Origin of the sequence: Serratia sp. PF-27 (assembly GCF_030053255.1) — a bacterium.
GTDB classification, from domain to species: Bacteria; Pseudomonadota; Gammaproteobacteria; order Enterobacterales; family Enterobacteriaceae; genus Serratia; species Serratia bockelmannii.
Genome location: NZ_JASGBT010000022.1, coordinates 358,464 through 371,552, shown reverse-complemented (window position 1 = coordinate 371,552; position 13,089 = coordinate 358,464). Strand labels below are relative to the sequence as shown.

Genomic DNA, 13,089 nt, shown 5'->3' with positions numbered 1-13,089 from the left:
GGGACGCTTACACCGCGAGCAGTTTACAGAATTGTTAATAATCTGCAAAGCGTGTTCGAGTGACCCGTGTCTCAACAATTTTGTCGAGTTGTGCAAAATCCGACAAAACTGCTACAGAATCATCAGGGGCGCAGCATGCTGCGCCCCTTTTGCATTACATCACCAGACGGCGAATGTCGGACAACATGTTGTTGATGATGGTGATGAAGCGCGCACCATCGGCACCGTCGATAACGCGGTGGTCGAAGGACAGCGACATCGGCATCATCAGGCGCGGCATGAACTCTTTACCGTTCCAGACCGGCTCCATCGCAGACTTGGAGACGCCCAGGATAGCCACTTCCGGCGCGTTGACGATCGGCGCGAAGTGGGTCGTCCCGATGCCACCCAGGCTGGAGATGGTGAAGCAGCCGCCCTGCATCTCGCCCGCGGTCAGCTTGCCGTCGCGCGCTTTCTTGGAGATGGCCATCAGTTCGCGAGACAGCTCGGTGATGCTCTTCTTGTTCACGTCCTTGAACACTGGAACCACCAGGCCGTTCGGGGTATCTACCGCCACGCCGATGTTGATGTATTTCTTCAGCGTCAGCTTCTGGCCATCTTCGGACAGCGAGCTGTTGAAGCGCGGCATCTGCTCCAGAGCGGCAGCAACGGCTTTCATGATGAACACGACAGGCGTGAACTTCACGTCCAGCTTGCGCTTGGCCGCTTCTTCGTTCTGTTGCTTGCGGAACGCTTCCAGATCGGTGATGTCGGTTTTGTCGAAGTGAGTCACGTGCGGGATCATCACCCAGTTGCGGCTCAGGTTCGCGCCAGAGATCTTCTGGATGCGGCCCATTTCGACTTCTTCGATCTCGCCGAACTTGCTGAAGTCCACTTTCGGCCATGGCAACATGCCTGGCAGACCGCCGCCGGCAGCAGCCGGAGCTGCTTCAGCGCGTTTCACCGCATCTTTCACGTAAGTCTGAACGTCTTCGCGCAGGATGCGGCCTTTACGACCGGTGCCTTTCACTTTCGCCAGGTTAACGCCGAATTCACGCGCCAGACGACGAATGACCGGGGTCGCGTGCACGTATGCCGCGTTCTCGGCGAACTCGCCTTTGTCGTCAGCTTTCGCAGCCGGAGCGGCGGCTTTAGCGGCGGCCGGCGCCGGCGCAGCGTCCGCTTTAGCGGCTGGAGCGGCGGCAGCGGCAGGCGCAGCGCCTTCCACTTCGAACACCATGATCAGGGAGCCGGTTTTCACTTTGTCGCCGGTCGCGATCTTGATCTCTTTCACGGTACCCGCGAACGGAGCAGGCACTTCCATGGAGGCCTTGTCGCCTTCCACGGTGATCAGAGACTGCTCGGCGGCAACCTTGTCGCCCACCTTAACCATCACCTCGGTCACTTCGACTTCGTCACCGCCGATATCCGGCACGGCGACGTCTTTGGCCGCAGAGGCCGCAGGCGCTGCAGCGGCGGCAGGAGCTTCAGCCGCAGCCGGGGCGGCAGCGGAAGCGGCGCCAGCCACTTCGAACACCATGATCAGGGAACCGGTTTTCACTTTGTCGCCGGTCGCGATCTTGATCTCTTTCACGGTGCCCGCGAACGGCGCAGGGACTTCCATGGAAGCCTTGTCGCCTTCCACAGTGATCAGGGACTGCTCGGCTTCCACCTTGTCGCCCACTTTCACCAGGATCTCGGTCACTTCGACTTCGTCGGCGCCGATGTCCGGCACAGCAACGTCTTTGGCCGCAGCGGCAGCCGGGGCAGCTGCTGCTGCCGCCGGTTTTTCTTCCGCTTTCGCCGCCGGTGCAGCTTCCGCTGCGCCTGCCGCTTCGAAGATCATGATCAGTTTGCCGGTTTCGGTTTTATCGCCGACCGCCACTTTAATCTCTTTCACCACGCCCGCCTGAGGGGATGGCACTTCCATGGAAGCCTTGTCGCCTTCCACGGTGATCAGCGATTGTTCCGCTTCAACTTTATCGCCGACCTTCACCAGAATCTCGGTGATTTCGACTTCATCTGCACCGATGTCCGGTACGTTGATTTCGATAGACATTATTCAGTACCTCTTAGGCCAGACGCGGGTTAACTTTTTCCGGGTTGATGTCGAATTTCTTGATTGCATCAGCAACCACAGAAGCTTCGATCTCACCGCGTTTAGCCAGTTCACCCAGAGCAGCAACCACCACGTAAGATGCATCGACTTCGAAGTGGTGACGCAGGTTTTCGCGGCTGTCCGAACGACCGAAGCCGTCGGTGCCCAGTACGCGATAATCGCTGGCCGGCACATAAGTACGAACCTGTTCAGCGAACAGTTTCATGTAGTCGGTAGACGCTACCGCTGGCGCGTCGCTCATCACCTGAGCGATGTAAGGCACGCGTGGCGTTTCGGTTGGGTGCAGCATGTTCCAACGCTCGCAATCCTGGCCGTCGCGCGCCAGTTCGGTGAACGAGGTCACACTGTAGGTGTCGGAACCCACGCCGTAGTCCTTCGCCAGGATCTGCGCAGCTTCGCGCACGTGGCGCAGGATAGCGCCGGAGCCCAGCAGCTGTACCTTGCCTTTGCTGCCTTCCAGCGTTTCCAGCTTGTAGATACCCTTGCGGATACCTTCTTCCGCACCCTGCGGCATCGCAGGCATGTGGTAGTTTTCGTTCAGCGTGGTCAGGTAGTAGTACACGTTTTCTGGGTTGTCGCCATACATGCGCACCAGACCGTCGTGCATGATCACCGCCACTTCGTACGCGTAAGCCGGATCGTAAGAGATGCAGTTAGGGATGGTCAGAGACTGAATGTGGCTGTGGCCATCTTCGTGCTGCAGACCTTCGCCGTTCAGGGTAGTACGGCCCGAGGTCCCGCCGATCAGGAAGCCACGCGCCTGTTGGTCGCCCGCTGCCCAGCACAGGTCGCCGATACGTTGGAAACCGAACATCGAGTAGTAGATGTAGAACGGAATCATCGGCAGATCGTTGGTGCTGTAGGAAGTCGCTGCGGCCAGCCAGGAAGAGGCTGCACCCAGTTCGTTGATGCCTTCCTGCAGGATTTGACCTTTCTCGTCTTCTTTGTAGTAAGCAACCTGCTCACGGTCCTGCGGAGTGTACTGCTGGCCGTTCGGGCTGTAGATACCGATCTGACGGAACAGACCTTCCATACCGAAGGTACGCGCTTCGTCGGCGATGATTGGCACCAGGCGATCTTTGATCGACTTGTTCTTCAGCATCACGTTCAGGGCACGCACGAAGGCGATAGTGGTGGAGATCTCTTTGTTCTGCTCTTCCAGCAGCGAGCTGAAATCTTCCAGCGCCGGCATTTCCAGCTTCTGGGTGAACTCCGGCAGACGGGTTGGCACGTAGCCTTTCAGCGCCTGGCGACGTTCGTGCAGGTATTTGTACTCTTCGGATTCTTTCTCGAAGGTGATGTACGGCAGTTTTTCGATGTCAGCATCGGCAACCGGCACATTGAAACGATCGCGGAAGTGGTGAACCCCTTCCATGTTCATTTTCTTCACCTGGTGAGCGATGTTTTTACCTTCCGCGGTTTCACCCATGCCGTAACCTTTGATGGTGTGGGCCAGGATAACGGTCGGTTTGCCTTTGGTGTCCTGCGCTTTTTTCAGTGCAGCGAAGATTTTCTTCGGATCGTGACCACCACGGTTCAGCGCCCAGATTTCGTCGTCGGTCATGTCTTTGACCAGCGCAGCGGTTTCCGGGTAACGGCCGAAGAAGTGCTCGCGCACGTAAGCGCCGTCTTTGGATTTGAAGGTCTGGTAGTCGCCGTCCAGGGTCTCGTTCATCAGCTGAACCAGTTTACCGCTGGTGTCTTTGCGCAGCAGCTCGTCCCAACGGCCGCCCCAGATCACTTTCAGCACCTGCCAGCCTGCGCCGGAGAAGATACCTTCCAGTTCGTTGATGATCTTGCCGTTACCGGTGACCGGGCCGTCCAGGCGCTGCAGGTTGCAGTTGATGACGAACACCAGGTTGTCCAGCTTCTCGCGAGTCGCGATGGTGATGGCGCCTTTGGATTCCGGCTCATCCATTTCACCGTCGCCCAGGAAGGCGTAAACGGTCTGCTCAGAGGTGTCTTTCAGGCCGCGGTGTTCCAGGTATTTCAGGAACTTCGCCTGATAGATGGCGCTGATTGGGCCCAGGCCCATGGAAACGGTCGGGAACTGCCAGAATTCCGGCATCAGCTTAGGATGCGGGTAAGAGGACAGGCCGTTGCCGTGCACTTCCTGACGGAAGTTGTTCATCTGTTCTTCGGTCAGGCGGCCTTCAAGGAAGGCACGCGCGTAAACGCCCGGAGAGATGTGGCCCTGGAAGTACACCAGGTCGCCGCCGTCTTTCTCGTTGCGTGCGCGGAAGAAGTGGTTAAAGCAGACTTCATAGAAGGTCGCGGAAGACTGGAAGGAAGCCATGTGGCCGCCCAGCTCCAGGTCTTTTTTGGATGCGCGCAGAACGGTCATGATCGCGTTCCAACGGATCGCAGAGCGAATGCGGCGTTCCAGATCCAGGTTGCCTGGGTAGGCCGGTTCGTCTTCTACCGCGATGGTGTTGACGTAGTTGTGCGCTGCAGCACCGGCCGCAACGTTAACGCCGCCTTTGCGGGCTTCTCCCAATACCTGATCAATCAGAAACTGAGCTCGCTCAACACCCTCTTCACGGATGACCGATTCGATCGCCTGCAGCCAGTCGCGGGTTTCGATCGGATCCACGTCATTGTTTAAACGTTCTGACATGGTGGTATTCCTTATCTGTCTAATGGTTTGTTTGGAGCCTGTCTTCCTGTGCTCTGTGCAAAAACACACGAAGACAGGCCCATCAGTTTAGTTGCCGCTTAAGTACTTAACTAAGTACCTCGAACTTAACCCCCGCAGGCTGGTGTACCCTGAAGAGGACAGCTCTTAATCCTTGCGTTGCTGGAGACGCCGTAGCGATCTCTCGCGCCGAGTATGCTCCCGGCTGAGATCCAGCAAGATTTCCTCGATAAACGCCAAGTGGCGATGCGAGGCTTCACGGGCCTTTTCCGGCTCGCGTGCCACAATCGCCTCAAAAATTCCGGCGCGGTGGCTGCTCACTTTTGCCAACATCTCACGGCGCGAGTAGAGCAATTCAAAGTTCTGACGCACGTTCTGTTCCAGCATCGGCCCCATGCAGCGTAGCAGGTGAAGTAACACAACGTTGTGAGCGGCTTCAGTCACGGCGATTTGATACTGCATGACCGCATCGGCCTCGGCGTCGAGATCGCCGCTGTCTTGAGCCTGTTGAATCACGATGTGGCAATCGCGGATGCGCGCCAGATCTTCATCGGTGCCGCGCAGCGCCGCGTAATAGGCGGCAATGCCTTCCAGCGCGTGACGGGTTTCCAGCAGATCGAACTGTGATTCGGGATGGTCGGCCAGCAGCTCGGCCAGCGGATCGCTGAAGCTCTGCCACAGATTAGTTTGCACGAAGGTGCCGCCGCCCTGACGGCGCAGGAGCAGCCCTTTCGCTTCAAGGCGCTGAATGGCCTCTCTCAGAGAAGGACGGGAGACATCAAATTGTTTCGCCAGCTCGCGCTCCGGAGGCAGTTTTTCGCCTGGGCGCAGTGTCCCCTCGAGGATCAGGTATTCGAGCTGTTGCTCGATAACATCTGACAACTTGGGTTGGCGGATTTTGCTGTAGGCCATGAGTGAATTCTTCTCTGCGAATGGCGCGGAGTCAATTGGTAATACCAATTTCAAAAACGTGACGGTAAAGTAACAAAGTATTCACCTCCTGTCCATACGGGCCTTGATCGAAATCAGGTTACCCGCACATTTTAACACCCCGCTGAAAACCCCGCTGCAAACCGGTAACGCCGTGATGGTATTACCATTTACGCGATGGGTTTGGGATTTAACTTTTACCAAACCTTACGCAAGGCAGAGTGCAAACTTTTTGCCCGAGTTTTATTGCATGGTTATGACGCTTTAATGAATGACTATTTGGCGAGCAGCGCAACGGCGGTTCGTTCATTATTTGAACGCACCCCACCGTTCAGATCTACGTTATTTTTGCGCATTATGTGATTTGTTGCTTATTTCATGCACTGAATCCCCCCCGCCGTCACACAACCCGCATTTTGTTTCCTAAACTGCTGCAATCTTAATCACTCACACGACAAAGCAGGTGCAAACCGACGCGCATAACATTATTCTCTGCCAAACGGTAGCGGCGCCGTGGAATTAATAGCTATAACGCCGTAAATAAAACAAAACACACATCGTAACCACTGCTTTACAGGCAGGTGGGCATTCACAACGACAGAGGGTTAGATTGATGGATGGTCAACAGCAGGGTGACCAGCTGAAACGCGGCCTGAAAAACCGCCATATTCAGCTCATCGCCTTAGGTGGCGCAATCGGTACCGGGTTATTTCTCGGTATCGCTCAAACAATAAAAATGGCCGGCCCGTCGGTGCTTCTCGGCTACGCCATCGGCGGCTTCATCGCGTTTCTGATCATGCGCCAGCTGGGGGAAATGGTGGTGGAAGAGCCGGTCGCCGGTTCCTTCAGCCACTTCGCCTACAAATACTGGGGCAACTTCGCCGGCTTCGCCTCCGGCTGGAACTACTGGGTGCTGTATGTCCTGGTGGCGATGGCGGAGCTGACCGCGGTCGGCATCTACGTGCAGTACTGGTGGCCGGAGATCCCGACCTGGGTCTCCGCCGCGGTATTCTTCCTGGCGATCAACGCCATCAACCTCGCCAACGTTAAAGTTTACGGCGAGATGGAGTTCTGGTTCGCCATCATCAAGGTGGTGGCGATTATCGGCATGATCGTGTTCGGCGCCTACCTGCTGTTCAGCGGCATGGGCGGCCCGGAAGCCACCGTCACCAACCTGTGGGCGCAGGGCGGGTTCTTCCCGAACGGCGTCATGGGCCTGGTGATGGCGATGGCGGTGATCATGTTCTCCTTCGGCGGCCTCGAACTGGTTGGCATCACCGCCGCCGAAGCCGACAACCCGCAAAAGAGCATTCCGAAAGCCACCAATCAGGTGATCTACCGCATCCTGATCTTCTATATCGGTTCGCTGGCCATTCTGCTGTCGCTGTACCCGTGGGGCAAAGTGGTCGAAGGCGGCAGCCCGTTCGTGCTGATCTTCCACGCGCTGAACAGCAACCTGGTGGCGACCGTGCTGAACGTCGTGGTGCTCACCGCCGCGCTGTCGGTGTACAACAGCTGCGTCTACTGCAACAGCCGCATGCTGTACGGTCTGGCGCAGCAGGGCAACGGCCCGAAAAGCCTGCTGAAGGTCGACGGCCGCGGCGTGCCGGTGGTGGCCATCGGCATCTCCGCCCTCGCCACCGCGCTGTGCGTGCTGATTAACTACCTGATCCCGGGCCGTGCCTTCGAACTGCTGATGGCGTTGGTGGTGTCGGCGCTGGTGATCAACTGGGCGATGATCAGCCTGGCGCACCTGAAGTTCCGCGCCGCCAAAAACCGCGAAGGCGTGGTGCCGAAGTTCAAAGCGTTCTGGTACCCGTTCAGCAACTACCTGTGCCTGCTGTTCATGGCCGGCATCCTGGTGATCATGTACCTGACGCCGGGCATTCAAATCTCGGTGCTGCTGATCCCGGTATGGGTGGCGATCCTGGCCGTCGGTTACGCCATCAAACAGCGCAGCCAACGCGTCGACGGCGTCACCAGCCGTTGAATCCCGTGACCGCGCAATAAAATGGCCCGCAGATGCGGGCCATTTTTTTCGTCTGAACGCCGCTTACTTGCGCAGCGCTTTCACCTGCTCGGCGGTGACGTCCGCCGGCAAACCGCCCCAGGTCACCCGCAGGTAATTTACCAGTTCCGCCACGTCGGCATCGCTCAGACGCTCGCCGAAGCCCGGCATGCTCTGCATGCTTTCACCGTTCGGGAACTGCTGGGCCGGCAGGCCGTCCAGCACCGACACGATCAGGTTCTTGCCGTCCGCCTGGCGCAGCGTGGCGTTATCGCGCATCGCCGGTGCGACGTGCGGTTTGCCTTCGCCTTCGCGCGCATGACAGCCGGCGCACTGATCCAGATAGGTCATGCGCCCGGCATCGCTGCCCTGCCCCATTTTCACCGGCACCGCCGCTGGCGGCTGCTCGCCCATCAGATACAGCGCCAGCGCCTGATGGTCTTCTGGCGTCAAATGACGGGTGCTGAGATCCACCACCATATGCATCTCACTGAAGGCCGAACCCTGCGGCGCGAGGCCGGTGCCGAGGAAGCGGCTGACGTCCTGCGGCGTCCAGCCGCGCTGCGCCAGGCCGTGCGGCGTAATGTCCGGCGCCATGAAGCGGCCGAGATCGCCGCCCTGCATCGGCTTGCCGAGATCCATCTGCCCCAGCGCGCCGCGCGGCGTGTGGCATTCGCCACAGTGGCCCAGCACGTCGGCCAGATAGCGGCCGCGCTGCCATTGCGACGAGCTGCCCTGTGAGCTGGCCGGCAGCGGATCCTGGCTGCGGAACAGCAGGTTCCAGCCGATCAGCGCCATGCGCTGGTTGAACGGGAACGGCATCTCGTTGGCCGGAATGGCCACGTCCACCGCCGGGCGCGTCATCAGGTAAGCGTAGATGTCGTCGGCGTCCTGACGCGACATGCCCTTGTACGAGGTGTAAGGCATCGCCGGGTACAGGTGTCGCCCGCCCGGCGCCACGCCCTGCGTCAGCGCCAGGAAGAAGTCGTCCTTGCTCCAGCGCCCGATGCCGTGGTCGGCCGACGGCGTCAGGTTGCTGCCGTAAATCGTGCCGAACGGCGTGTCCAGCGGATAGCCGCCGGCCAACGGCGCCCCGCCGCTGGCGGTATGGCAGGCGGCGCAGTCGGCGGCCTGCGCCAGATAGCGGCCGCGCGCGATCTGTTCGGCGCTGGCGGTCACCTGCTGCACCGGGCCGTCGTAACGGCGGTTTTCCCGCCACCACAGCAGCGCAATCACCACGATCGCCACCAGCACAATCAACACTGCGAGACGTTTTTTCATTGCGCCGTCTCCTTCAGCAGGCCCGGCGTTTTCAGCACCACGTCGCGCACCGCTTCGTAGTAGCGCACGTAGCCGGTGCAGCGGCAGATGTGGCTGTCCAGCGCCTGCTCGATGGCGTTTTCCAGCTGTTCGCGGGCGATCGGCTCACGCTTGAGCTTTTCCACGAAAATGGTGGCGGCGTTGACGAAGCCCGGCGTGCAGTAGCCGCACTGGAAGCTGTAGTGCTCCAGAAACGCCTGCTGGATCGGCGACAGTTCAACCACCTCGCCCTGCTCGTCCACCTTGGCATGGCCTTCGACGGTACGCACTTTCTTGCCGTTGAAGAAATGCGCGCCGGTGATGCAGGTGCGCACCTCTTCGCTAGTGCCGCTCGGGTGATCGACGATCGCCACGCAGGCGTGGCAAATGCCCTGCCCGCAGCCGAGGCGCGAACCGGTCAGGTCAAGGTACTCGTGCAGGAAATCGATCATCATCAAGCCTTCCGGCACCTCGATCGGGCCGTACTGCTTTTCGTTGATGGTCAGGGAAATCGGCTGGGTTTTAATGCTCATTGTAATACCTCACGAATATTTTCTGCACGAACGGGCAAATCACGGAAACGGTGGCCGGTGGCGTCGGCGATGGCGTTGACCAGCGCGGCCACGATCGGGATCATCACCACCTCCGCCATGCCTTTCGGCGGATCGGTTTCCGACAGCGCCGGCAGGATGTCGCCGCTCTGCTTCCACACCGCCACGTCGCTGGCGCGCGGCAGGTGGTAACGGTTGAAGTTCCAGGTGCCGTTGCCCGGGCCGTCTTCGTACAGCGGTAAATATTCGTGCAGCGCATGGCCGATCCCCATCGCCAGCCCGCCCTGCAGTTGGCCGGAAACCAGTTCCGGCACGATCAGGTTGCCACATTCCATGATCGAGTGGTGATTCAGCAATTCCACCTGGCCGGTGGCGATATCCACCGCCACTTCCGCCAGCGTGCCAACGGCACTGTAGTAGGTCACCGCCGCATTGTTGCGCTGGGTCGGCGGATAATAGACCTGCCCGCGCGCCAGCGGTTTGAATTCGCCGCTGGCGTTGCGCAGCGCCATGCCGTCGACCGGCAGGCGCTCGCTTTTGCCGTTCAACGTGAAATCGGCCTCCGCCCACTGCCAGCGGTTGAACACGTGCACCGCCGCGCCGGTGACGCCGCCCATCTGATAAGCCGTCTTGGCCAGCAGCTCGAGGCTCAGCACCGACATGCCCGCCGCCGTCAGGCCGCCTTCGACCCAACGCGCATCTTCGCGCCGCACCACCAGCGGCGCCGCCTGGCCGCCGCCGATACCGGCCTGCCACAGCGCCATCGCCGCCGGCCACAGGCCGTGATCGAAGATCAGGCGCGCCGCTTCGCGGGTGCTGTGCGAGAAGTAATAGGCCGAATTGCTGGCGCTCGACGGCGAACAGTAGCTCGGCGTCCAGTTGGGGTTGGTTTGCAGCTTGTCCTGCTCTTCTTGCGACATCAGGTAAGGATCGCCGCTGGTGACCATCGGCAGTACCGACCAGTCGGTGACCGAGAAGTGCGCTTCGTCGGCCGGTTTGCCCAGCCACTGCGCGCACAGTACCGACTGCGAGGTCGACATGCCGGTGCCCATCTCCGCGCCGCTGTGATGCAGGGTGATGCGCCCGTCTTCGCTCAGCTCCACCCGGGCGAACGAGGTTTCCGCCCCGGTGCCGAAGTCTTTCTGCACGCAGCCGAAGCCAACGCCATAGCGCTTGCCGGGATAGCGGCTCTCAAACTCGGCCTTGCGTTCGGCGCGCTTGAGCCACATCTCATGCTTCGCCGCCTTCTCTAGCACTTCATCGGCGCGGATCGCACCGGCCGGGATCGCCCCTTGGGTGTTTTTCATGCCGGATTTCAGCACGTTGCGCAGGCGGAACTCGATCGGGTCGATCTTCAGCTCGGCGGCCAGCTCATCCACCATCATCTCGGTGGCGGCCATGCTCTGCAGCGTGCCGTAACCGCGCGCCGAACCGGCGTCGATGGCGCGTGAGGCCAGCCCGACCGACGACAGATCGCTTTTTGGGAAGTAGTAAATCGACTGGGCGGCGGTCGCGCCGACCATCACCACCGAAGGGGTAAAGTTGCTGCGGCCGCCGCCGTCCGCCGTCATGTCACCGAGGAACGACTGCATAACGCCGGTCTGGCGATTCACCGCGATGCGATAGTTCATGTCGAACGCGTGGCGCTTCAGCGCCGTCTGGAACTGCTCGAAGCGGTCATTGGCCAGGCGCACCGGGTGGCCGTCGCCGTACATCGCCGCCACTGCGCCGTAATAGGGGAAGTTGTAGTGATCTTTCGAGCCGTAGCCCACGGTGTAGCACGGGTGCAGGATCAGCTGTTTCACCGGCGGGTTGCGCTTGGCCAGCATGCGCGGCATCTCGTCGGCCACTTCCTGCGGCGACTGGGTCGGCACCACCAGATGCAGGGTTTGCGTCTGCGCGTCGAACCAGCCGTTGGCGTTGTCCGGCTCCAGCGCCGAGGTATCGATCGACTGCGTGGTGTAGCGGCGTGACATCACCAGCCAGTCGGCCGGCGGGTTGGCCATCTCGTCGGCGATCTGGCCCGCATAGCGCATGCCTTCCTGATCCAGCTTGCCGCCCTCGCGCCCTTCCGGCCACACCGGCAGGTGCTTTTTCATCGATACCGGGAAGATTGGCGTGTCCTTCAGGCTGGAGAAGCGATCGTCGTCGAACGGTTGATCGCCCCCCACCCGCACATAGCGGAAGCTGCCCCAGGGATCGCGCTCCAGCGGGCCGGTGACCGCGCCGAATTTGATGGTCTCTTCACGGAATTTCAGCTTGTCCTTGGCAAAGCGGAATCGGGCGAAGTCGTGATAGATCAGGATCGCCACCGCCTGGCCGAGGTAGGCCGGGGTTTTGCCGCTCGGCAGCAGCATGTCGTCACCGTAGAACGCCGGGAAGGCCAGGCCATCGCGCGCCAGATCTTCCGCCGTCACCAGGCGATCCGGCTGCAGGTCGTCCCCCAACAGCGACAGATCGACCCCTTCGAACAGCCGGTCGGCTTTGGTGACGCGCAGAATGAAGGCGTGCGCCTGTTTCTGCGGCCAGTGCGGCATGTCCACCGCGCGGATATCGCGCGCGAACACCTTCTGCCCCATGACCTTGGCGCGGCCATCGATGCGGAAACGGACGCGTTTGGTCTGCGGATCCCAGTTAGGCGACTGGAGGATTTTTTGCTCGAACAGCGCGGCGTAGGCGCGGCTGTACAGGGGGGCTAGGTACACGGAGACCCCCGCAATCACGGCGCTTTTGATAAAGCGGCGCCGCGACGGGTTGAAATTGCTCATAAATAAGTCCTTCACGTCTTTCTTGTAATTGGTTTTTGTTCGCGGTGTTGTTGCGCAAACGCTGACGACCTTGCCGTAGACGTCATAAGCATATGCTTATAACTAAAATTATGTGATGATTAACAGACTGTTTTCAACAAAAAAACATTTGCAAAACACAGGTAGTTTGTAGGCTAATAAATAATTTGCGCAAACGCGGACTTCAACCATGACCACGGGCATTGTCATTACCGCCGCCGGACGCGGGGAGCGCTTTATCCAGGCCGGCGGCCAGGGCAACAAATTGAACGCCGGATTCGCCGATGCGGCGGGCGAGCAGCGATCGCTGTTCGAACACACTCTGCGCCAGGCGCTGGCTTCCGGCCTGCCGGTACAGGTGGTAACCCGGCCGGATAATCTGCCGGTGCTGGCAGCCTGCGCCGCCAAGCAAGTACCGGTCACCCTGCTCACCAGCGCGGGCCTCGGCGACTCGATCGCCGCGGGCGTTGCGGCCACGCCGCACTGGCAGGGCTGGCTGATCCACCTGGCCGATATGCCGTTCGTCGGCGCCGACGTTTTCCGACAGGTGGCGGATGCCTTACGGCAACACGCGATCGTGCGCCCCTGCTATGCGCAACAGCCCGGTCACCCGGTCGGCTTTTCCGCCCGATTGCGCAAACCGCTTTGCCAACTGCGCGGCGATAATGGCGCGCGTGAACTGCTGCAAGGCGCGGCGGTACACCTGCTGCCGCTTGAGTACCCCGGCGTCGTGCAGGATATTGATCTTCCATCGCAACTCCCGGCCAGCGAGTAAACTCACC

At 60.2% G+C, this 13,089-nt stretch carries 8 protein-coding genes; 2 read left to right on the top strand and 6 right to left on the bottom strand.

Annotation, left to right across the window (positions count from 1 at the left end; genetic code table 11):
• Positions 1-154: 154 nt before the first annotated feature.
• The 3 genes from aceF to pdhR form a co-directional block, all read right to left on the bottom strand.
• The gene (gene aceF / locus QMZ29_RS21200) at positions 155-2,038 is read right to left on the bottom strand and encodes a pyruvate dehydrogenase complex dihydrolipoyllysine-residue acetyltransferase (RefSeq protein WP_043141312.1); all 1,884 of its coding nucleotides are present in this window, start codon (positions 2,036-2,038) and stop codon (positions 155-157) included.
• Positions 2,039-2,051: 13 nt separating this feature from the next.
• On the bottom strand, positions 2,052-4,715 hold the full coding sequence (gene aceE / locus QMZ29_RS21195) for a pyruvate dehydrogenase (acetyl-transferring), homodimeric type (RefSeq protein WP_025304233.1): 2,664 nt from the start codon (positions 4,713-4,715) through the stop codon (positions 2,052-2,054).
• 165 nt (positions 4,716-4,880) lie between these two features.
• Complete coding sequence (pdhR, locus tag QMZ29_RS21190; RefSeq protein WP_004937490.1) at positions 4,881-5,645, bottom strand: pyruvate dehydrogenase complex transcriptional repressor PdhR; 765 nt, start codon at positions 5,643-5,645, stop codon at positions 4,881-4,883.
• A gap of 631 nt (positions 5,646-6,276) precedes the next feature.
• On the opposite strand from pdhR, the gene QMZ29_RS21185 reads away from it, so the two are divergent.
• A complete protein-coding gene (locus QMZ29_RS21185) occupies positions 6,277-7,653 on the top strand; it encodes an amino acid permease (protein ID WP_025304234.1) in 1,377 nt (458 codons plus the stop codon).
• A 63-nt stretch (positions 7,654-7,716) separates the two neighbouring features.
• Here the strand turns inward: QMZ29_RS21185 and QMZ29_RS21180 are convergent, their stop codons facing one another.
• The 3 genes from QMZ29_RS21180 to QMZ29_RS21170 are packed head-to-tail and all read right to left on the bottom strand — an operon-like array spanning position 7,717 to position 12,289.
• A complete protein-coding gene (locus tag QMZ29_RS21180) occupies positions 7,717-8,952 on the bottom strand; it encodes a c-type cytochrome (protein WP_060448065.1) in 1,236 nt (411 codons plus the stop codon).
• Positions 8,949-9,503 (bottom strand): (2Fe-2S)-binding protein, encoded by a 555-nt coding sequence (locus QMZ29_RS21175; protein ID WP_025304236.1) that lies wholly within the window; start codon positions 9,501-9,503, stop codon positions 8,949-8,951. The genes QMZ29_RS21180 and QMZ29_RS21175 overlap by 4 nt, the downstream gene beginning before the upstream one ends.
• Positions 9,500-12,289 carry a xanthine dehydrogenase family protein molybdopterin-binding subunit gene (locus tag QMZ29_RS21170; protein WP_060448064.1) on the bottom strand — a complete coding sequence of 930 codons (2,790 nt, stop codon included), beginning with the start codon at positions 12,287-12,289 and terminating at the stop codon, positions 9,500-9,502. Before QMZ29_RS21170 ends, QMZ29_RS21175 begins: the two co-directional genes overlap by 4 nt.
• 208 nt (positions 12,290-12,497) lie before the next feature.
• Between QMZ29_RS21170 and QMZ29_RS21165 the strand changes: the two genes are divergently transcribed.
• The gene (locus tag QMZ29_RS21165; RefSeq protein ID WP_089196262.1) at positions 12,498-13,082 is read left to right on the top strand and encodes a nucleotidyltransferase family protein; all 585 of its coding nucleotides are present in this window, start codon (positions 12,498-12,500) and stop codon (positions 13,080-13,082) included.
• Positions 13,083-13,089 lie beyond the last annotated feature (7 nt).